Here is a 23696-nt window from a genome sequence, read left to right on the forward strand (position 1 = left end):
TCAGGGTTTTTATAGTTATGATTTTCTAAGAATTACTTCTTGATCAATCTCTTTACAGTTGTAGCATCAGCACTGCTGATGTTTACCATATACACTCCGGAAGCTAATCCTGAAATATCTATGCGTTGCTCTACACCCATTTGAGTCAAGTCAACTTTGTTTACCAACTTACCGCTGATGTCAAAGATCGTTGCCTCAGTTAAGGAAACTTGTGAATTGTTTCTCAAGTTCACAAACGTTCCTGCTGGGTTTGGATACATCACTACAGAAGCTGAAAGTAAATTGTCTTCAGTTCCAGAAACTGGACTTACTATTAATTCAAACTCACAAGTACCTACATTACCAAACTCATCCTCTGCTGTGATGGTGATGGTGTAAGTTCCTACGCCCAATTGTGTTCCAGCTGCAGGAGTTTGAGTCAATGTAACATCTTCTGAACAGTTATCTACTGCTGATGCCTCACCTGAAGCAATGAAGTCTTCTAAGGTATACAATCCAGTTGAATCAGGATCTACTGTTAAGTCATCAGGACACGTTACAACCGGAGCAACGGTGTCTACAATCGTAACCATTGCAGAACAAGAAGCGATGTTGCCACTTGCGTCTTCTGCAAACACAGTAACTTCAATTGTAGAACCAATATCTGAACAATCAAATTCAGTGATATCAGCTGTTACAATATCCAATCCACACGCTTCAACGGTGTTGTCCATATCTAATAAATCCATTGGATCAAGAGTTACTGTACCATCTTCTCCAATTGATAAATCAATATTCTGACATACTAAAACTGGAGCGATGTTGTCGATAATCTCAACTTGAGTTACACAAGTGGTTGTGTTTCCAGATGGATCGGTTGCAGTAACAGTGATGTCAACTATACCTAAATCCTCACAAGTGAAAACAAGTCCGCTTGCTGCACCTGGATCTCCACAAGTACCTGAAATTTCAAATACTCCATCAAATGGATCTGAAACAAATACAGTTGAAATTGGTTGGAAACCAAGCCCATCATCTAAGTCAATATATCCTTGGTTATCAGTGTTTAGAATTGAGGTACCTTCCCAGTAGGAAGCTGCACCGTTATAATCTATTTGAACACCTACCCAGTAAACAGCTCCATCAGTTCCTCCATCAAATTCAAAATCAGGAACAGTCATTGTTACTTCACTAAAAATAAATCCAAAATTAGTTCCTAGTTCTTCAACATTTGACGGTACAACAGCAGCTTCAGAATATATTTCAGCTCCTGGTCCAGAACCTGAATCTTCATAGAATGTTAAATCAACACTGTTTGGTAAAATTCCTGGTTCATGAATCAAATTAAATTTAAATTCATTTACTGTAAACAATGAATTAGCTTCAACTGAAAAATCATTTGCTAAAGTTAATATATGAACATTTCCATGACCATTTTCAAAATCATTGCTTGGAGTTGAAGAAGAGCAAGATTGAACCCCACCTACACTTACCTCTACTGAACAGTTGTCAGTAGCACTAGTGTAAAGGTCTGTGATTGGTATTTCAACTTCACCGTTAGCATCTAAGAAATACTGTGGAATAACTCCCGCAGCCAATTCATATTCTAACATAAAGTTATCAAAACCAGCTCCCCAAGCCCAAGCATCACCATCATCATAGGTGAATCGTACCTGGAAGTCTGCATTTGAATAGGCCAATACATCAAAACTCTCAGTAGTGGTCTCTGTATTTTCAGTATACAAAGCTACACTTTGCCAGTCGGTTCCGTCAAATACTTCTACTTCAAATGATGAGTCTCCTAAATGTCTGTAGGCTACATCATAACCTAAGTTTAAACTCAAAGCTCCTGATGTGTCATAAACATCTGAGAATACAGTCACATTACTTGCAGGTTGTCCTGGTCCACAATCATCGTCGTCAAAGAACATTCCGTCTGATCCAAATCCATAACCGGCATAAGGCAATTCACCTACTTCCCAGTCACATGGTCCTGCATTGGTAACTGCTGACCAACCTGCTGGAACTCCTCCTTCGAAGTCTTCCATTACTGTGATTACAGGTGGTGCACTTGCACATACAATCTCAGGTGCTATATCGTCAATGACTGTAACAATCGCAATCGCTGTGTCTGTGTTTCCTGATGCATCGGTTACAGTCAATGTAACTTCGTTGTCAATACCTACGTTACCACAATCAAAGGTGGTGGTATCGATTGATAATGTAATGTCTGGACAGTTATCTGTTGAACCACCGTCTAAATCTTCTGCAGTGATAACCGCAGTTCCTGTCTCATCCAGTGAAACAGTGATATCTTGTGCCATTGCTACCGGGTCCTGAGTGTCTTCTACTTCAAAAGTAAAATCACAAGTCACGGTGTTTCCGTCACTGTCAGTAGCTTCAAATACTACTGTGTAAACGCCCACTTCTACCAAATCACCTGATTCAGGTCCTGATACTTGTGTAACATCTAATGGACCGTCTTCTAAGTCAATCGCTGCTGCTGGACTGAAGTTTACAATCGCTCCACAGGTTTCTTCGTCTGCTATTATTTCAACCTCAGCAGGACAAGAAATCGATGGTATATTACCTACCAATCCATTGTTGGTGATGTCTAAACAGAATCCATAAAGAACTCCTTCGTCGCCTTCACCTCCACCATCTGAAATAGATAGTGTCCATTCTCCGTTTACATCTTCTCCGGCAAATACATCGTTCAACATACCGCCTTCTGCCATATAAGAGGCTGCAGGGGCTCCACCTGACCAAGATGTCACGTTTGAACCGGCCATATCATCAAATACCAATTCTACTTGTGCATCCAATCCGTCTACACCTCCATTGTTCTCTGTCAATACGACTGAAGTTCCTGAAGGAGAGGTTAACGATACAACTAAATCTGATGCTCGGTCGTGTTGTAAATCAATGTTGATTTCATTGAACGTATATTCAAATGAATTCGCTCCTATAACACCAACATTGGTTTCATCTGCAACTTCTGCTACAGACTCAAAATCCAAAATATCAACTGGGTTTTCCAATTCACTACACGCTAATTCACAGTATAAAGAAGGATCTACTACTTCAACTGAAGCCATACAAGTTGAACTGTTTCCTGAAGCATCAGTTACCACAATTTCAAACTGGTGTTCACCAATATCTGAACATGTGAAGTTGATAAAGTCTTCACCATCAACTGTTACTGTATAACCACAAGCCTCATCAATAGAATCTAAAAAGTCAGCTGCTTGAATAGTCACAGTTCCTTCTACCAAGACTACCTCTAGTGGATCTGACTGTCCTTCACAAACAATTACCGGTGCCAAATCGTCAACAACAGTTACGGTAACTATTACTGAATCAGTGTTACCTTCTTCATCTTCTACAGTCAAGGTTACTTCGATATCACCAACATTTGAACAGTCAAAATCAGTCTGTGTCAATGTCATTAAGTCAATTCCACAATTGTCTGTAGAACCACCGTCAACATCAGCTGGAGTGATTGCTCCTAGGCCATCCTCATCCAATGTTACTGTAATATCTTGTCCTACTGCTACAGGCAATTCCTCATCTGTTACAGTAATCGTAAATGTACAAGACACTGTGTTTCCATCAGTATCAGTAGCTTCATAGGTTACATCATAAGTACCTACGGCTAAAAAGTCACCGGAATCAGGACCTTCTGTCTGTGTCACTGTCAATGTACCATCTTCTGCATCAATTGCTGAAGCCGGGCCAAAGGTAACCTCTGCACCACATAAACCAGCGTCTGTATCAGTATCAATATTATCAGGACAAGAAATCTCTGGTACGGTACCAATTAATCCATTGTCAGTAATGTCTAAACAAAATCCTGAAAGAACTCCTTCATCACCCTGTCCACCTCCGTCAAAAACAGAAAGAGTCCAGTCGCCGTTTACTTCTTCTCCGGCAAATACGGTGTTCAATAAACCACCTAAAGCTGAATAAGATGCAGCAGGGGCTCCACCTGTCCAAGTACCTACACTCGCAACAGCGTTGTCGTCAAATACTAAATTGGCTTGGATGTCCAAACCGTCTGTACCTCCATTGTTCTCGAATAAAGTAAGTTCCGTTCCTTCAGGTGAAGTCAAGGTCATTACCATATCTGAGGCACGATCGTGCTGAAGATCAAGGTCAATGTTATTAAAAGTAAATTCAAAAGAATTTTCTCCTATAATACCTGAGTCAGCAATGCTAACAACAGATGTTATCGTGGAAAAATCTTCAATGTTCTGGGGAGTGTCGGTTGAACACTCTTGGGCATGTGATTGCCACGCAAAAATCGTGACAAAGAGCGAAAAAAATAATAAAGTAGTTTTCCTCATAATTAAAATTAAAAAAATTTAGTTAAAAAATATTTGTTGTTTTGGGGATATAAAGGGGGCAAATATAAAACAATAATAAGGATTACCTAAAATTATATGAATTAAAATTATTATCATTAGAAAACAAAAAACCCTGAAGCTTTCACCTCAGGGTTTTATATTTATGATTTTCAAAGAATTACTTCTTGATCAATCGTTTTACTGTTGTTGCATCAGCACTGCTGATGTTTACCATATACACTCCGGAAGCTAATCCTGAAATGTCTATGCGTTGTTCTACACCCATTAGAGTCAAGTCAACTTTGTTAACCAGCTTACCGCTGATGTCAAAAATCGTTGCCTCAGTTAAGGAAACTTGTGAATTGTTTCTCAAGTTCACAAACGTTCCTGCTGGGTTTGGATACATCACTACTGCTCCTGAAAGCACATTGTCTTCAGTTCCAGACACGATGTCTACTTCCAACTCAAACTCACAAGTACCTACATTTCCAAACTCATCCTCTGCTGTGATGGTGATGGTGTAAGTTCCTACACCAAGTTGTGTTCCCGGTGCTGGGGTTTGTGTCAATGTAACATCTTCTGAACAGTTATCCACTGCTGATGCCTCACCTGAAGCAATAAAGTCTTCAAGCGTATATAATCCGTTTGGCTCTGGATCTACTAATAAGTCATCAGGACAGGTAACAACTGGTGCTACGGTGTCTACGATCGTAACCATTGCAGTACAAGAAGCGATGTTGCCACTTGTGTCTTGTGCAAACACAGTCACTTCAACTGTAGAACCAATGTCCATACAATCAAATTCAGTGATATCAGCTGTTACGATATCCAATCCACACGCTTCAACGGTGTTGTCCATATCTAATAAATCCATTGGGTCAAGGGTTACTGTACCATCTTCTCCAATTGATAAATCAATATTCTGACAAACCAATTCAGGTGCGATATTATCTATAATCTCAACTTGAGTTACACAAGAAGTTGTGTTTCCTGATGGGTCAGTAGCTGTTACTGTGATGTCAACAATTCCGATATCCTCACAAGTGAAGATAAGGTCTGATCCACCTCCGCCAATTGGCTCACAAATTCCACTAAACTCATAGATACCGTCTCCGCCATCTGCAACTATTGTCCAAGCAACACCGTCGTTTGTCGCTGAAGCATTACCATTCAAATCATCGGTGGTAGTTGCCCAAAATACTGATGTTAATCCGGCTCCTAGAGCTGTATCTACTGATACTGAAATCCAGTAAGTAGTTTCTGCTCCTTCTTGACCAGCAAAAGTAAATGGAGTTAGATCCAAAGTTACTTCATTGATATCAGCAACAGGAAGTGGCGCACCAGTCTGTCCTACTACTACATCACTTGTGGGTACAACACCGTTTTCACTTCCTATAATTGTTCCGGGTATTCCTCCGTTGTCTTCATAATAAGTGACATCAGCTAATGTGATATCTGTAGATGCTCCTAAAGGAAGTACTTGAAGTACAATTTGGTCTAATGTGAAGTCCTGATCTGCAGGAACTGTCAAGTCATTTGCATTTGTAAATATCGAATGCACTGAGTTGTTAGAACCGTTTGTTATAGTTCCTCCATTTGACTGTGAACAAACTCCTGATGAAGCACCTCCTACACTTACTACAACTGAACAGTTGTCAGTAGCACTAGTATAAAGGTCAGTAATTGGAACAGTAACTTCACCGTTAGCATCTAAGAAATACTGTGGAATAACTCCCGCAGCCAATTCATACTCTAACATAAAGTTGTCAAAACCAGCTCCCCAAGCCCAAGCATCACCATCATCATAGGTGAATCGTACCTGGAAGTCTGCATTTGAATAGGCCAATACATCAAAACTCTCAGTAGTGGTCTCTGTATTTTCAGTATACAAAGCTACACTTTGCCAGTCGGTTCCGTCAAATACCTCTACTTCAAATGATGAGTCTCCTAAATGTCTGTAGGCTACATCAAAGCCTAAGTTTAAACTCAAAGCTCCTGATGTGTCATACACATCTGAGAATACAGTCGCGTTACTTGCATCTGCAAATAACCCACAATCATCGTCGTCAAAGAACATTCCGTCTGATCCAAAACCGTAACCGGTATAAGGCAATTCACCTACTTCCCAGTCACATGGACCTGCATTGGTAACTGCTGACCAACCTGCTGGAACTCCTCCTTCGAAGTCTTCCATTACTGTGATTACAGGTGGTGCACTTGCACATACAATCTCTGGTGCTATATCGTCAATTACTGTAACAATCGCAATCGCTGTGTCTGTGTTTCCTGATGCATCGGTTACAGTCAATGTAACTTCGTTGTCAATACCTACGTTACCACAATCAAAGGTGGTGGTATCGATTGATAATGTAATGTCTGCACAGTTATCTGTTGAACCACCGTCTACATCTTCTGCAGTAATTACTGCTTCGCCGTTTGCATCCAATGATACTGTGATATCTTGCGCCATTGCTACCGGATCCTGAGTGTCTTCTACTTCAAATGTGAAGTCACAAGTCACGGTGTTTCCGTCGCTGTCAGTAGCTTCAAATACTACTGTGTAAACGCCCACTTCTACCAAATCACCTGATTCAGGTCCTGATACTTGAGTTACTGCTAATGGACCATCTTCTAAGTCAATCGCTGCTGCTGGACTGAAGTTTACAATCGCTCCACAAGTGTTTGCGTCTGCTACTATGTCTACTTCTCCAGGACAAGAAATTGCAGGTACACTACCTACCAATCCATTGTTGGTGATGTCTAAACAGAAACCATAAAGAACTCCTTCNTGTAACATCCAATGGACCGTCTTCTAAGTCAATCGCTGCTGCTGGACTGAAGTTTACAATCGCTCCACAAGTGTTTGCGTCTGCTACTATGTCTACTTCTCCGGGACAAGAAATTGCAGGTACACTACCTACCAATCCATTGTTGGTGATGTCTAAACAGAAACCATAAAGAACTCCTTCGTCGCCTTCACCACCTCCATCTAAGATAGAAAGGGTCCAGTCGCCGTTTATTTCTTCTCCGGCAAATACATCATTCAACATACCGCCTTCTGCCATATAAGAGGCTGCAGGGGCTCCGCCTGNCTACCTACCAATCCATTGTTGGTGATGTCTAAACAGAAACCATAAAGAACTCCTTCGTCGCCTTCACCTCCACCATCTAAGATAGAAAGGGTCCAGTCGCCGTTTATTTCTTCTCCGGCAAATACATCATTCAACATACCGCCTTCTGCCATATAAGAGGCTGCAGGGGCTCCGCCTGACCAAGTGGTCACGTTTGCACCGGCCATATCATCAAATACCAATACGGCTTGTGCATCTAATCCGTCTACACCTCCATTGTTCTCTGTCAATACGACTGATGTTCCTGAAGGAGAAGTTAATGATACCACTAAATCTGATGCTCGGTCGTGTTGTAAATCAATGCTAATCTCATTGAACGTATATTCAAATGAATTTGCTCNGTTCAACATACCGCCTTCTGCCATATAAGAGGCTGCAGGGGCTCCGCCTGACCAAGTGGTCACGTTTGCACCGGCCATATCATCAAATATCAATACGGCTTGTGCATCCAATCCGTCTACACCTCCATTGTTCTCTGTCAATACAACTGATGTTCCTGAAGGAGAAGTTAATGATACCACTAAATCTGATGCTCGGTCGTGTTGTAAATCAATGCTAATCTCATTGAACGTATATTCAAATGAATTTGCTCCTATGATACCTTCATTGACCTCCTCTGCAACTTCGTCTACAGGTTCGAAATCCAATATATCAACTGGGTTTTCCAATTCACTACACGCTAACTCACAGTAAGCTGAAGGGTCTACAACTTCTACTGAAGCCATACAGGTTGAAATGTTTCCTGAAGCATCAGTTACTATAATTTCAAACTGGTGTTCTCCAATGTCTGCACACGTAAAGTTGATAAAGTCTTCACCGTCAACAGTTACTGTATAACCACAAGGTTCGTCAAGTACATTTAAAAAGTCTGCTGCCTGAACAGTCGCTGTTCCTTCAACCAATTCTACCTCTAGTGGTGGAACTGTGTTAGAGAAATAAGAATATTCTAATGACCAGCTGTTTAGCACACCATTGTCTCCTCCAAAATTATCAGTAATAGATATGGTCCAGTCTCCTAAAGAACTTTCACCATTAAAGGCTGATAAAGGGTTTGAAGGCATATAATCCGGCAATGCAAATGCTAAAGGAGTAGTACAATCTAAAGCATTTACTGAATCATCATCCAAATCTAACACCATATCATCACCTGAACAACCATCAGCACCACCATCGAAGATAAGTACTGTAGTTCCCTCAGGAGAGGTAAGTGTAATATCTAAATCTCCTACCCAAGTATGTTCGATATCTAATCCAACATTTACATCTGTCAAATCAAAATCGTCTGTTACAGTGATTGTACTTACTGCGGGTGGTTGCGTATTATTAATTACAGCTCCCGGAGATGCGGTCTCTGTTAATGTAACATTACCTCCTTCACCTTGACAAGCAATTACCGGTGCCATATCATCCACAACAGTTACTGTAACAATGACTGAATCTGTGTTACCTTCTTCATCTTCTACAGTCAAGGTTACTTGATTATCTCCAACATCTGAACAATCAAAATTTGATTGTGATATAGTCATTAAGTCTATTCCACAGTTGTCTGTAGATCCTCCGTCAACATCAGCTGCAGTGATAGAGCCTAAGCCGTCTGCATCCAAGGTTACAGTAATGTCTTCGCCAACTGCTACAGGTGCTTCCTCATCTGTTATCGTGATAGTGAATGTACACTCTACAGTGTTACCATCGCTGTCTGTAGCTTCATAAGTTACATCATAAGTACCTACGGCTAAAAAGTCACCTGAAGTAGGACCTGCCGTTTGGGTTACTGCTAAAGCACCGTCTTCTGCGTCAATCGCTGAAGCCGGACCAAAGGTAACCTCTGCACCACAAAGACCTTCATCTGTGTCGGTATCTATTTCACCGGGACAAGAAATTTGAGGTGGAGTACCAATCAATCCATTGTCTGTCATGTCTAAACATAATCCGAAAAGAGTTCCTTCGTCTGTCTGACCACCTCCGTCAAAAACAGAAAGCGTCCAGTCACCGTTTACTTCTTCTCCGGCAAATACCGTATTCAATAAACCACCCAACGCTGAATAAGATGCAGCTGGGGCTCCACCAACCCAGGTGCCAACACTTGCGCCAGAGTCGTCAAACACTAAATTGGCTTGTAAGTCTAAACCGTCTGTACCTCCATTGTTCTCAAATAAGGTAAGCATTGTACCTTCTGGTGAAGTCAAGGTCATTACCATATCTGATGCACGATCGTGCTGGATATCCAGATCTACATTATTAAAGGTAAATTCAAATGAGTTTGTTCCTATGATACCTGTGTAAGGAATGCTAACAACCGAGGTTGTCGTAGAAAAATCCTCAATAGCTTGTGGGTTATCTGTTGCACATTGAGAGGTCGGTAGTCCAGAAACCGTCATACCAAAGTCTCCTGTTTGTGCACTAAAGCCATGAACCATCACATAATAAGTTGATGCCCCGTCGGTCATAAAGTTAACTTGACTCGATAGCCCACACGAATCGTCGTCACCAGTCACACAGACCAATGCCCCACAAGACCCAGTGTAAACAGAGAGCTTAGAGTCATAAGTAGTACCGGTACAAAGATCAATTGTAACCATTGAACCTACACCTGAGTTGTCAGTAAAGGTATACCAAACATTAGGCGCGGTGTTACTAGTTCCACAAAAAACTGTGCCACTTCCAGTCGCGGCAGTGGTTGTGCCAGAAATAGTTGCATCAAAATAAATCGGGATTGCATCTACACAATCATCATTTGAAGGCTGGGAAAACCCAAAACTCCAAACCAAGAGCGATAAAATTAATAAAGTAGTTCTTTTCATAATAAATATAATAATTAGGTGAATATACAATGTTGTTTTGGGGAGAAACAATCACAAATATAGAATAATTTTTATATAAAACTTAATTTTGTGTTAATTTTTAAGGGATTGCAACAATATTGCTATTTCCTATTAAAAAAAAAGCCCTCGAAATTGTGCATTTCGAGGGCTTTTAAAGTTATGATTTTTTAAGAATTACTTCTTGATCAATCGTTTTACTGTTGTAGCATCAGCACTGCTGATGTTTACCATATACACTCCGGAAGCTAATCCTGAAATGTCTATGCGTTGTTCTACACCCATTTGAGTCAAATCAACTTTGTTTACCAACTTACCGCTGATGTCAAAGATCGTTGCCTCAGTTAAGGAAACTTGTGAATTGTTTCTCAAGTTCACAAACGTTCCTGCAGGGTTTGGATACATCACTACTGCTCCTGAAAGCACATTGTCTTCAGTTCCAGACACGATGTCTACTTCCAACTCAAACTCACAAGTACCTACATTCCCAAACTCATCCTCTGCTGTGATGGTGATGGTGTAAGTTCCTACACCAAGTTGTGTTCCCGGTGCTGGGGTTTGTGTCAATGTAACATCCTCTGAACAGTTATCCACTGCTGATGCCTCGCCTGAAGCAATAAAGTCTTCAAGAGTATATAATCCGTTTGGCTCTGGATCTACTAATAAGTCATCAGGACAGGTAACAACCGGTGCTACGGTGTCTACGATCGTAACCATTGCAGTACAAGAGGCAATATTGCCTGAAGGATCTTGTGCAAAAACAGTCACTTCAACTGTAGAACCAATGTCCATACAATCAAATTCTGTGATGTCAGCTGTTACGATATCCAATCCACACGCTTCAACGGTGTTGTCCATATCTAATAAATCCATTGGGTCAAGGGTTACTGTACCATCTTCTCCAATTGATAAATCAATATTCTGACAAACCAATTCAGGTGCGATATTATCTATAATCTCAACTTGAGTTACACAAGAAGTTGTGTTTCCTGATGGGTCAGTAGCTGTTACAGTGATGTCAACAATTCCAAGATCCTCACAAGTGAAGATAAGGTCTGATCCACCTCCGCCAATTGGCTCACAAATTCCACTAAACTCATAGATACCATCTCCGCCATCTGCAACTAGTGTCCAAGCAACACCGTCGTTTGTCGCTGAAGCATTACCATTCAAATCATCGGTAGTAGTTGCCCAGAATACTGATGTTAATCCGGCTCCTAGAGCTGTATCTACTGATACTGAAATCCAGTAAGTAGTTTCTGCTCCTTCTTGACCAGCAAAAGTAAATGGAGTTAGATCCANAGAATTTGTACCTATAATACCTGTGTAAGGAATGCTAACAACCGAGGTTGTCGTAGAAAAATCCTCAATAGCTTGCGGATTATCAGTAGCACAAGGTACAATTGGAGAAATAGTGATTTCAAAGTTGTTCAATGTACCATCGTCTCCTCCAGTATCATCAGCAACTATCAGTGTCCAGTTACCGTTCACATCTTCTCCTCCAAAAGTGGCAGCGAATGTACCCCCTTCAGGTTCAAAAATTCCTGTAAATGGAGCTGAAGCGGCAGTAATATCAGAACCGCCATCTTGAAAGACAGTGTTTGTGTAATTGTCACTTGAACCCCCATTGTCATCAGACAAATTAAGAACTGTTCCGTTAGGTGATACCAAACTAATGTCTAGATCTCCTGTCCAGGTGTGAGAAATGTCAATCGAAACATTGTCAATTTGAAAATCTGAACCAATGATCCCTGCATCGGTTACATTCGCTACCGACTCAGTTGGTGGTAATGCGTTGCTTACAGGGCTTCCCAGATTATCACCTGTATAGGTGGTCTGCGCCTGTACTTGCCACGTAAAAACGGCGACAAAGAGCGATAAAATTAATAAAGTAGTTTTTTTCATAATAAATTTTTAAATATTAACAAGTCCAAAAGTAAGAAAATTTTAGTATGAAACACAAAGTTTTCTTAAATAAAAATTGAATGGCACCCAATATTAACAATAAAATCAGTATAAAAAATATGTAAGAAAATAATTTATTTATGTAATTATTTTATTTTCAGCACCTTAAACTATCTGATAAATACCGGCTTTTTTTCATCACTAGTTTCAGCACTACTGAATTTATAACCATCAACATCAAATTTTAACAAGTCATTGTATGAATTTACATCATTTTCTATGATAAAACGTGCCATTGCTCCTCTTGCTTTTTTTGCAAAAAAGGAGATTATTTTCAGTTTTCCATTTTTAAAATCCTTAAAAACAGGGCTAATTAATTTGCCTTTTAGTTTTTTGGTATTAATTACTTTAAAGTATTCATTACTGGCTAGATTCAATACTATTTCCTCCTCTTTTATTTCTTTATTGAGAAACTCTGTAACTTGATCCCCCCAAAACTCATATAAGTTCTTTTTTTGGTTCACTTTCAATTCGGTTCCCATTTCAAGTCTGTATGGTTGCATTAAATCCAATGGCTTTAAAACACCATACAATCCTGATAATATCCTGAGACGCTCCTGCATACTATCAATGTTGGCTTCATTGATAGTGTAAGCATCAAGCCCTATATAAACATCCCCTGAAAACGTGTAAACTGCTGGTCGTGCATTTTTTTTCGAAAAGGGTGTTTGAAAATCTTTGTATCGTTGAAAATTCAATTCGGCTAAATTTTCACTGATACCCATTAATTCTCTCAGTTGTTTTTTAGATTTTTTTTCCAAAACAGCATTCAGCTTTTCGGCTTCATTTAAAAAATGGGGTTGTGTTGCTTTTGAAATTGGTAGCTTTGATTCTAAATCCAAAGATTTTGCAGGCGATAATAAAATTTTCATAGTGCTTAGTTTTGATTCAAATTTACAACTTTGTATCAAACTTTAACTTAGTGGATTTTAACATCTTCTAATAAATGTATAATGAATACTTATAGGTGTGAAATTTTACTTTAACATTAAATTAAGAAACACTGCTAAAAATAAAATATAGCTTTAGCCAACTAATTCTAAAAATCTAAGCCAAATGAAATTACAAATTACAAATCTATTCATTGCTTTTTCTTTGCTTTCATCCCCTTTATTTTATGCACAAGAACAAGGTCAAAAAGCTATTTTATTGGAAAATGGTGCGGTTTCAGCCGAGCCAATTACACTTCCGCAGGAACTCATGCAAAAAAGCGGCAACAATTTTGAACAATTGGACAACTTCCCCTTTGGAAGGCCCACGCATCCCAATTTTAAAAATTTTAGAGGAGCAACCATTGCAGACATTGATCAGGACGGTACTGAGGATATCTTGTTTGCTACTTTTAGCAAACTCTATGCGATTAACGGTGATGGAACACTGAAATGGGAAAAAACACTCACCGGTACTGCAACCCACCCTCCAGCAGTTGCAGATATTACCGGGGACGGCAATCTTGAAATTGTTCAAAACACCGGAGGCATTCCTGCCAACGGCCGTGTCTATTTATTAAATGCAGCTACAGGTGATGACCTCGCCGGTTGGCCTCTCAATTTCGACAATAACTGGATGATTAATGCTCCGGCGGTGTCCGATTTAAATGAGGATGGTGTGATGGAAATAATTTTTTGTGAACGTATTACCTCCGGCCCTAGCCGAGTCCACGTTGTTGACCCTGATGGCAATCCTTACAATGCCAACTGGCCAATCGATCTGCCCGGAACGCCGGCATTTACTCCTTCCATAGGCGATGTAAATAATGACGGAGTTATGAATGTAGTTATTTCTACCTCCTCAGGTGAAATGCATGTTATCGATACAGAAACGGGACAACCTATCGCTGGATTTCCTTCCACAGCAACAGGTGTAAGTTATTCCTATCAATCTCCCATTTTGGTAGATTTAGACGGTGATGAAACATTGGAAATTGTGGGAAGCAACCACGGTGATAATCCGGCATTTTTTGTTATGAAATCTGATGGAAGTTATGCTACAGGATGGCCTTATGCCATTAACGAGTGGACCTACTCACCTCCCACTGTAGCTGATGTTAACGATGATGGTGTCTATGAACTTTTTTACGGAAACAGAAACACCAGTGGAGATGGCACGACGCCTTTGGATGTGATTTACGGATTTAATTATGAAGGCGACTTGATTCCTGATTTCTCAGTAAACAAATATGGAGGTACAGAAGGAGTTATGACCATTGCAGACGTCAACAACGATGGTGTACAGGAAATAATTTTTCCGAGTGTGGTATTGGATAACGACGGCAATGGATTCATTCATGCATATTCCCTTGACGGAAGCGGAGAAGTGGATGGATTCCCTTTAAAACCAAGAGGCTTTACCTTTATAAACGGAGCCGTTTTAGGAGATGTTGATGGTGATGGTCTTCTTGACTTAACAGCCAATTCATACACTCAAACTTTTGGTGCGGGCGTTGATTCTGCCTTTGTAAATGTGTATAATTTGAATGTTCCATATGATCCCAATACTATTTTGAGTAATGGCTACAAAGGGTCTAACACAAGAGATGGATTGGTAATTCCAGAAGAACCCATGAGCATTTCAGATTTTGAAAATCAAACAATCACTATACAGCCCAACCCATCAAATGGGAAAGTAACACTGGCAGTGTCCTCACAAATGCAAAACGCAACAGTGCAGCTTTTTAGCCTTGACGGAAAACAGCTCTTTATTGAAAAAAATATTTCATTAAATCAATCCGGGCGCTTATTTAATTTTGAAAATTTCAGCAGAGGTTTATACTTGGTAGTTATCAGCAATCAAAAACAAACCTATACCGGAAAGTGGATTAAGAAGTAATAATCAATAAATGATTGACATAAAGAAGCCGAATCAAATTTGATTCGGCTTTTTTATTAATTATCAAACTCTTTTTGGTGTTTTATATAGTTGCGCCATTTTTCAATGCATTGCATCATATCTTCGGGCAAAGGTGCTTCAAACTTCATAAATTCTCCGCTCACCGGATGTTTGAAACCAAGTGTTTTAGCATGCAAAGCTTGTCGCGGAAGGACCTTAAAACAATTATCAACAAACTGCTTGTATTTAGAAAAGGTGGTTCCTTTTAAAATTTTATCTCCTCCATAGCGTTCGTCATTGAATAATGTATGACCAATATGTTTCATGTGCACTCTAATTTGATGTGTTCTTCCTGTTTCCAGTTTGCACGCAATTAAAGTTACATACCCAAAGCGTTCCAATACCTTGTAATGTGTCACGGCGTCTTTGCCTTGACTTTCATCTTCATAAACGGTATTTTGAAGTCTGTTTTTGGGATGTCTTCCAATATTTCCCTCTACGGTTCCGCTTTCCTCTTCTACATCTCCCCAAACCAACGCTTCATATTCCCGTTCTGATGTTTTATTAAAAAACTGTTTGGCGAGTTTATGCATGGCTTCTTCGGTTTTTGCAACCACCAGTAATCCACTGGTATCTTTGTCAATGCGATGTACCAAACCAGGGCGTTCATTGCTGTTTACAGGCAGGTTTTCAATATGATATACCAATGCATTGATCAATGTACCTGAATAATTTCCATGACCGGGATGAACAACCATTCCTGCAGGTTTATTAACAACAAGCAGTGCCTCGTCCTCATAAACGATGTCAAGCGGAATGTTTTCGGGAACCAATAAAAATTCATAAGGCGGATGCGCAAATAACACCCGAATCACATCGCCGGGCCTTACTTTGTAGTTTGATTTTACAGAAATGTCATTTACATAAATATTACCATCTTTTGCAGCCGTTTGAATTTTATTTCTGGTAGCTCCTTCAATATAATTCATCAGGTATTTATCTATCCTGAGTGGTTTTTGGCCTTTATCTGCGACAAACCGGTGATGCTCATAGAGATCATCGTTTTCTTCAACTTCGTTCTCGTTATTCTGCATCGTTTTCTGTAGTTTCTTCTTCTGGTTCTTCAGATTCTTCACTGCTTGAATTTTGATAGCGCTCCTTGCCGTCGCCCAGTACCAAATCAATCACCGATGTGATAGGTAATTCTTCACCGGCTTCTATTTTTCTACCCTCGTTGCGCATTTCCAGTACTTCATCGGGGGCAATATAAGGCTCGTATGTGATTTCACCAATTTCAAATCCAAGTGCTCTTAAGGTAGGTTCAGCTTGACGTCGTGTTCTTCCCACCAGTGGAGGAATTTCAACTTTTCGGTAACCTGAAGGATTGAGTGTAATGTAAATTTTTCGGTTTTCCTTTACTTTGCTTCCGGCTACAGGAACCTGATCAATGACTGAAAACTTGGGGTATTCAGGGTTGTAATTGGCAGAATCTAATATTTCAAGCCTTAAGTCTAGTTCTTCCAGGGAAAGTTGTGCTTCATCAAAAGTCAACTTTGCCAAATCGGGCACTTCAATTTGTTCGTTATGATTGGTAGAAATTTTCAACCATGATAAAATTAAAAAAGCAAGTATTGCAAGAACCACGACTGCAAAAAAAAGTTGCTTGACAAATGCTTTTGAAAATATAAATTTTAGTAAGCTCATAAGCTTTTGGGTTTTGGCTTATTTAAAAATGGAGTGACAATTTAAAAAATAAGAGGCAAATGTACATCTTAAATTCTTAAGATTTTATTTTTAAGAATCGGTTTATTAACCCTACTTTTGTTTAACGCATTATATCTATTAATCTTATGCAGAAAAAAATTATAGCTGTGGCAATGGGAGGATACTCCAGTGAATATGAAATTTCTATTCAAAGCGGGCAGTTAGTTTATGACTCTTTATCAAAAACGCAATATGATGTATTTCGTGTGTATGTCACCAAAGACAAATGGTATTATAAAGCAGGTGATGGAAGTGAGTTTGAGGTAAACAAAGCAGATTTTAGCTTTTCTGACGGAAATAATACCATTCATCCAGATGTTATTTTTAATGCCATTCACGGAACTCCCGGTGAAGACGGATTGTTACAGGCCTATTTTGAGCTCATCGACATTCCACACACCTCTTGCAATTATTACCAGGCAGCACTCACTTTCAATAAAAGAGATTGTCTGTCTGTATTGAAAAGCTATGGCGTACATTGCGCAAATGCCTACTACCTCAACAAAGGCGATGAAATAAAACCCGAAGAAATCATAAAAAAAGTGGGACTTCCCTGTTTTGTGAAACCCAGTAGATCAGGCTCCAGTTTTGGCATTAGCAAAGTAAAAACTATTGAAGAACTTCCAAAGGCTATAGAGTTTGCATACAAAGAAGATGCTGAAATATTAATTGAAAGTTGCCTGGTGGGAACTGAAGTATCTGTAGGTGTTATTGAATACAAGGGTGAAATATTGGTCTTACCCGCCACAGAAATTGTTTCTGAAAATGAGTTTTTTGACTATGAAGCAAAATACCTTGGAAAATCACAGGAAATCACTCCTGCCCGCATTCCTGATACTGAAAGAGAACGTGTCAAAGCCGAAGCCAAACGCATCTATGAACTATTAAATATGACAGGTCTTTCTCGCAGTGAATATATCATTCAGGAAGGTATTCCTCATTTTATTGAAATGAATACCAACCCGGGGCTTTCACCTGAGAGTATAATCCCTAAGCAAGCCCTTGCTGCCGGAATCTCATTGGAAGAATTGTTTGGGAACCTGGTTGAACAGGCATTTGAAAAAAAATAGTTAATTTAGTTGACTCAAAACTTCATACCCTAATGAAAAGAGCGCTTTTTCCGGGTTCATTTGACCCCATAACCTTAGGCCATTATGACATCATCAACAGAGGTGTGAACCTTTTTGATGAAATTGTTGTAGCTATTGGGGTGAATGCTCAAAAAGACTATATGTTTTCATTGGATCAGCGAAAAAAATTCATTGAAGAAGCGTTTGCCAATCAACCCAAAGTAAAAGTGATTACCTATGAAGGGCTCACCATAGATGTCTGTAAAAAAATTGATGCAGGATTTATACTGAGAGGTCTCCGCAATCCCGCCGATTTTGAATTTGAAAAAGCTATTGCACACACCAATCGAAAATTATCCAAGATCGAAACTGTATTTTTATTGACCGCTTCCAGAACTTCTTATATCAGCTCGAGTATCGTGAGAGATGTGATTAGAAACGGAGGCGACTTCACCGTTCTTGTACCTGATAGTGTTAAAGTTTAACCACATAATCTATAAACCTTGTTGAACATTTTATTATTACTCGTAGGTTTTGTAGCGCTCATTTTTGGGGCTTCAAAACTGGTGGATGCAGCTTCCGGATTGGCTGCAAAATTTGGAATCCCCAATATTGTAATCGGTTTAACCATTGTTGCTTTTGGAACTTCTGCTCCCGAACTGGTGGTCAATATCATAGCTGCCGTCAACGAAAACACACAGATGGTTTTAGGAAATGTTTTGGGGAGTAATATTTTCAACATTTTGGGAATACTTGGGATCTCGGCAATTATTTACCCCCTAGCTGTAAAAACCAATACCACCTGGTATGAAATCCCTTTAAATCTTTTGGCAGCAATTGTAGTTTTGGTTGTTTCAGCCGATATTTTTTTAATTGGAGATGGTCAAAACATCATTTCACGCAGTGATGCAATACTACTATTGCTGTTTTTCACGGTATTTTTAGTGTATACTATTGCTGTTTCAAAATCTGAAAAGACTGCTGAAAAAACGGAAGTAAAACAATACAAAACTGTTACAGCAGTGTTTTTTATTATCATTGGCCTGGCAGGATTGATTGTGGGTGGTCAATTGATTGTTAGTAGCGCCACGTCTATTGCCCAGCAGATCGGCTTGTCAGAAAGAGTCATTGGTCTTACCATTGTCTCCATTGGAACCTCATTGCCTGAGCTGGCCACTTCAATTGTTGCCGTAAAAAAGAAAAACGTTGATATTGCCATTGGAAACGTGGTAGGCTCTAATATATTTAATGTGTTTTTTGTATTAGGTGTTTCAGCATTTATCAACCCGGTGAGTATTGCTCAAAATGCTTTTTTAGATATAGTGCTCAATATCGTTGCCGGCTTTATCTTATTTGTCTTTGTTTTCACAGGAAAATACAGGCAAATTGATCGCTGGGAAGGCATAGTCTTTTTGATGTTATATATAGCTTACCTTGTCTGGCTTATTGGGTTTTAAATCAATCGCGCTTAGAAACTGAAGCTGTTTTTTGTACTTTTGGAAAGCTAACTGTTACAATGGTTCCTTGAGGTTCATTTTTGGAGAACTCAAGTTTGCCTTCGTGAAGGTTGATAAAGTCCTTCACGATTCTCAAACCAATCCCGGTACCTTTTTCACCTTCGGTTCCATAGGTGCTTAACAATTCATCTTGGGTTTCCAGGTTTTCAATAATAGAAGGCTTTATACCCTCTCCCTGATCACTAACTGTAAAAATGAAATAATCATCATTTTCTTTAAAGTTAATTTCGATTTTCCCATCAATGGGACTGAATTTAATAGCATTTGCGATCAGGTTATTTGCAATACTCCTGAATTGGTTTTCATCTGCTTTTAAAAGTGATGTAGAAGTATTTAAGTACTTCACTTCTATGTTTTTGGCCTCCGTATGAGACTCTAAGTTGGTAATGATTTCAATGATGATGCCATCTTCATCCAGTTGTTCAATCTTGGTAGAATTTTCATTCATTTGAAGCCGGGCCCATTGTAAAATATTTTCCAAGGTTTTTAAACTCGCCGTAGTTTCCCCTTTAAGGTGTTTTAATAAGAACTCCATTTCTTCAGGGTTTAACTCTATTTGTGACATACTGTCAATGAGATTTGAAACATTGGCCAACGGAGTTCTTAAATCATGCCCTAAAACTGAAAAGATTTTATCCTTTAAGGCCAGAGATCTATTCAATTCATGCTCGCGTTGTTTGACTACGGCATATTGTTTTTCAAGCTCTTTGGTTTTTGAATGTACTTCCTTGTAAGCTGTTTTTTTGAGCTTGTTTGACCTGTAAAGAACAATGATTAAAATTGCAAAACCAACCAAGGCAATTCCTGAAACAATCAGAAATACATTCTGCATGTCTATTTTTTGTTTTTGTGCCCTTTCGCGTTCTTTTAAGACTTGATTTTCAGTTTCAGCCAAACTGGATTCATACTGAACCCTTAGCTCATCCAATCTATCATTACTCTTTATTGAAGAAATACTATCCTGGATTTCTTGAAGTTTTTCACTGTACAAAAATGCATTTTCATAATCTTGTTCGGTTTTATAAAACTCAAGCAGGTTTTTGGCAATCCCAGCTTTCATCTCATAAGAATCAACTAGTTTGGATACTTCCTCAACTTTTTTATAATAGTTCAACGCCTCAGCTTTGTTCCCTTTTGCCAAATAGGCATCGGCAATCCCCATATTTGAATGATACAACCCGGGAGTGATTTTATATTCTTCACTAATTTCAACCGACCTTTGAAAGGAAGTAATTGCTTTGTCAAATTCGCTATTTTCAAGTTCTATGCTTCCCAGCGCATAATAACTGCTGGCTAACCCGCCTACATCACCACTTTCAGTTTTTATTTCCAGGGCTTTTTGTATGTAAAAATAAGCACTATCTTGCTGCTTTAAATTATTAAATGTCAATGACATATTGTGATAATTCTGAGCCAATTGCCTGTCATCATTTATTGCTTTGTTTAATTTTATTGCACGGTGATAGTGTTCTAAGGCAGTTTCATAATCTTGAAAGTTTTCCCGATACAATTCTCCAAGATTATTCTCAACAATTGCAATCGATTTTTTATCGTCTTGTTTTATGAAGTAGTCTCTAACTTCAAGAAGAGCGTCCAGCGAGTTATCAAAATCCTGCGCTTGTTTAAAAGCAATTGACATATTAGACAATAAGCCATAGTATACTTTTGACTTTTCAGATTTTAAAAGGTCCAGAGCCTCTTGCTGATAAACCAAAGCTTTTTTAAATTTATTGTTAATCAATAAGGTGTTTGCTTTTCCGGAATAAGCAGTAACAAGTCCTGAAGTATCTTTGTTTTTGCGCGCCATTTCAATGGCTTTCAAATAGGCATTTTGAGCTTCTTCAATTTGATGTGTACTAAACGAAAGGCTTCCTAAAGTAACATAATATTTATACAATAAACCGGTTGAAGAGGAAGAGTCAATTGATGCCTTTGCAAGGCTTAATAAATTTTTGCTTTTTTTATAATCGCCCTCATCTGTCGCAGCATTGGCAGAGTCAATTAGTTGAAGTGTTTTTTGTTCAGTGTGGTTTGAGGCTTCTTGTGAAGATAAATTAAAAACACACAAAAAAGCGCAAATAGAAAGGCATAGGTAGGTTTTCTTTAAAATCATTTGGGGATGAATTTTTTACAAATGTAATTGTTCTAATTTAATTATTTTTAAAAAAAATTAACCTCCTGAAGGTAAGAATTTAAAACAGATAATTCAAACTGATTCCACCAAAATAATTTCGAGGGTTTCCCGGGTAGTAATATCGGGGTGCAGCGTTACCAAAACTTACTGCATTGGGCAAAATACTTGCAGCATACTGTTCGTCAAAAAGATTGTTGACACCGGCACTCAATTGTATTTCAAAATCTTTTTTAATCTGAAACGTATAGGTGGATTTCAAATTCATTAACTCATAGGACTCACTATACAAGTCATTGGCATCATTCAAAGGAATTTCTCCCACAGCATTATAAAGTACATTCACAGCAAAACCCGTTGGAGTCAAAATATTCAAACCGGCAGTCCACTTGTATTTTGGAGTTCCAGTGAGTTGGTTTCCCGAAAAATCCTGTTCCTCATCTATAAATTCTTCAAACTTAAAATGATTGATATTTCCCGAAACAAAAGGGTTGATTTGAATTCCTGATGAAGTGTAATAGTTGTAATGAACCAAAAATTCAACTCCGGAATGCGAACTTTCTCCTGCATTGATACCTACATATTGATCTTCTGCCACTCGTCTGGCGACCAATAAATTTTTAATTTGTGTTGAGAATACATTCACTTCAGTGTAAAGTGCATTTGCAAACCAATTCAACTTTATACCTGCTTCATAATTGGTTCCTTTTTCGGGTAATAGACTGGTGTTTATTTGTCCTTCTGGCGTCAATGTTTCTGCTACAGTGGGAACAGAGTAGCCGTTGCTCACCGATGCATATATATTTTTTCCACGGGCTAGTTTATAGGAAACTCCAACTCTGGGTGTCCAGATATTACCAAAGGTGTAGGTTTGTTTTTCAGGATTTTGGGGTTGTTGAAAAACATCCTGTAAAGTATATCTGGTTTCATTGAATGAAACCCCTTTTTCCAATAAAAGTCGCTCTGAAAGTCGGGTTTCCATTTGTAAAAATAAAGTAGTATTGGAGCGCTTTTGTTTTATACTGCTAAACTCATCTCCTTCTACACTTTCGTTTTCCGGAATAGATTGGTATAAATTTTCAAAGAGTGAAAATGAGTAATTTTCAGTTAAATATTCACTTCCTAAACTCGCTTCAAATGGAAACGAAAACAATTGGTTTTTATAATTAATTTTCACTCTAAAACCCATCCCTGATGATGTGTCATCCAGTATATCAAAGGGTCGGGGCTCATAAGCATCTTTGTAATTTAAAAATACGCTCGATTTAATGTTCCAGCTTTCTGAAACCCGAAAGGTATGTGCCACCCCCAACAACAATTTATCATAAGACTCATAGCCTTGTGCTTCGGCCCAGTTTGTTGCCGCATTTTCAGGCTGATTGGTAAAGTCTTCAAAGTTCAACGAACTTGCTATAAAAGCTTTTAAGCGTGTAAAAACTCCCAAATAAGTCAAACTGTGTTTCGACCCAAAGTTATAGTTTGCCTGAATGTGAAATGATTTTCGATTGTACCCACTATTTTCTCTAAACCCGTCTGTTTTAAGATTGCTGTAATTGGTAAAAATGCTCCCATCGCTCAACCCAATTCCGGCTGAGTAGCTTTGTTTGATCAATTCGAAACTACCCGCAGTTAATCTTGCCTTTGCAGAGGAAGTTGTATCAGAAACTGATTTTCCAAACAGTGTAATCACTCCTCCCAGACCTGAACCATAGGTGGTAGCATTAGGACCTTTAATTATTTCAACTTTTCCAAGGGTTTCCAGATCAATGTCTTCAATGACTGTTTCGCCTTCAGCATTGCTCAGGGGTATTTCTTCAAAATAGGCTTTTACTCTGTTAGTGCTGTACTGTGAGCGTGATCCTATTCCTCTAATGGTAATGCGGTTGGTATTTAAAGCCCCTTGCTCCATCAAAACCCCGGGAGTTTTATTGAGTAGTGAAGTTAATAGGACTCCATCGGTTTGTTGAAGCTCTTTTTCAGTGAGCACAGAAACTGCCATCGTCGTTTCCTGAAGCTCCTTTTTGATGAGGGTACTCAATACAATTACTTCAGAAAGTGAAGTGGTGTCTTGTGGAGTTTGAGAAATGCACACAATTGGAAAACAGAGCAAAAGAAGTGTTTTCACTTTTAAATAAAGTTTATAAA

13 protein-coding genes are annotated in these 23696 nt (G+C 38.9%); 4 read left to right on the plus strand and 9 right to left on the minus strand.

Annotation, left to right across the window (positions count from 1 at the left end; translation table 11 throughout):
- Positions 1–32: 32 nt before the first annotated feature.
- The 5 genes from IEV69_RS05490 to yaaA all read right to left on the minus strand — a co-directional run bounded on the left by IEV69_RS05490 (position 33) and on the right by yaaA (position 13112).
- Positions 33–4325 (minus strand): HYR domain-containing protein, encoded by a 4293-nt coding sequence (locus IEV69_RS05490; RefSeq protein WP_188440308.1) that lies wholly within the window; start codon positions 4323–4325, stop codon positions 33–35.
- A 178-nt stretch (positions 4326–4503) separates the two neighbouring features.
- On the minus strand, positions 4504–7122 hold the full coding sequence (locus IEV69_RS05495) for an HYR domain-containing protein (RefSeq protein WP_188440310.1): 2619 nt from the start codon (positions 7120–7122) through the stop codon (positions 4504–4506).
- A 246-nt stretch (positions 7123–7368) separates the two neighbouring features.
- A complete protein-coding gene (locus tag IEV69_RS05505) occupies positions 7369–10257 on the minus strand; it encodes a proprotein convertase P-domain-containing protein (protein ID WP_188440314.1) in 2889 nt (962 codons plus the stop codon).
- Between the two features lie 195 nt (positions 10258–10452).
- Entirely contained in the window at positions 10453–12180 is a 1728-nt protein-coding gene (locus IEV69_RS05510) for a T9SS type A sorting domain-containing protein (protein ID WP_188440316.1), read from the minus strand.
- A gap of 170 nt (positions 12181–12350) precedes the next feature.
- Positions 12351–13112 (minus strand): peroxide stress protein YaaA, encoded by a 762-nt coding sequence (yaaA, locus tag IEV69_RS05515; RefSeq protein ID WP_188440318.1) that lies wholly within the window; start codon positions 13110–13112, stop codon positions 12351–12353.
- A 184-nt stretch (positions 13113–13296) separates the two neighbouring features.
- Here yaaA and IEV69_RS05520 point away from each other — a divergent pair, with 184 nt between their 5' ends.
- Positions 13297–15069, plus strand: a complete 1773-nt coding sequence (locus IEV69_RS05520; protein ID WP_188440320.1) for a T9SS type A sorting domain-containing protein — start codon at positions 13297–13299, stop codon at positions 15067–15069.
- A gap of 56 nt (positions 15070–15125) precedes the next feature.
- On the opposite strand, the gene IEV69_RS05525 is transcribed toward IEV69_RS05520, so the two are convergent.
- Positions 15126–16163: an RluA family pseudouridine synthase gene (locus IEV69_RS05525; protein WP_188440322.1), complete on the minus strand. Its 1038-nt coding sequence runs from the start codon at positions 16161–16163 to the stop codon at positions 15126–15128.
- Entirely contained in the window at positions 16153–16773 is a 621-nt protein-coding gene (locus tag IEV69_RS05530) for a PASTA domain-containing protein (RefSeq protein ID WP_188440324.1), read from the minus strand. Before IEV69_RS05530 ends, IEV69_RS05525 begins: the two co-directional genes overlap by 11 nt.
- Positions 16774–16919: 146 nt before the next feature.
- Between IEV69_RS05530 and IEV69_RS05535 the strand changes: the two genes are divergently transcribed.
- Genes IEV69_RS05535 through IEV69_RS05545 form a run of 3 tightly spaced genes read left to right on the plus strand, consistent with a single transcriptional unit; the run spans position 16920 to position 19360 of the window.
- The gene (locus IEV69_RS05535) at positions 16920–17903 is read left to right on the plus strand and encodes a D-alanine--D-alanine ligase (protein ID WP_188440326.1); all 984 of its coding nucleotides are present in this window, start codon (positions 16920–16922) and stop codon (positions 17901–17903) included.
- A 32-nt stretch (positions 17904–17935) separates the two neighbouring features.
- Positions 17936–18388 carry a pantetheine-phosphate adenylyltransferase gene (gene coaD, locus IEV69_RS05540; protein WP_188440329.1) on the plus strand — a complete coding sequence of 151 codons (453 nt, stop codon included), beginning with the start codon at positions 17936–17938 and terminating at the stop codon, positions 18386–18388.
- A gap of 21 nt (positions 18389–18409) precedes the next feature.
- Entirely contained in the window at positions 18410–19360 is a 951-nt protein-coding gene (locus tag IEV69_RS05545) for a calcium/sodium antiporter (protein ID WP_229741345.1), read from the plus strand.
- A gap of 1 nt (position 19361) precedes the next feature.
- Here IEV69_RS05545 and IEV69_RS05550 read toward each other — a convergent pair whose 3' ends face one another.
- Both IEV69_RS05550 and IEV69_RS05555 read right to left on the minus strand, forming a co-directional pair.
- Positions 19362–21533: a tetratricopeptide repeat-containing sensor histidine kinase gene (locus IEV69_RS05550; RefSeq protein ID WP_188440333.1), complete on the minus strand. Its 2172-nt coding sequence runs from the start codon at positions 21531–21533 to the stop codon at positions 19362–19364.
- A gap of 79 nt (positions 21534–21612) precedes the next feature.
- Positions 21613–23676, minus strand: coding sequence for a TonB-dependent receptor (locus IEV69_RS05555; protein ID WP_229741347.1), 2064 nt, complete (start codon positions 23674–23676; stop codon positions 21613–21615).
- Positions 23677–23696: the final 20 nt, after the last annotated feature.

The sequence above is a fragment of the Planktosalinus lacus genome, from assembly GCF_014640155.1.
Taxonomy (GTDB): domain Bacteria; phylum Bacteroidota; class Bacteroidia; order Flavobacteriales; family Flavobacteriaceae; genus Planktosalinus; species Planktosalinus lacus.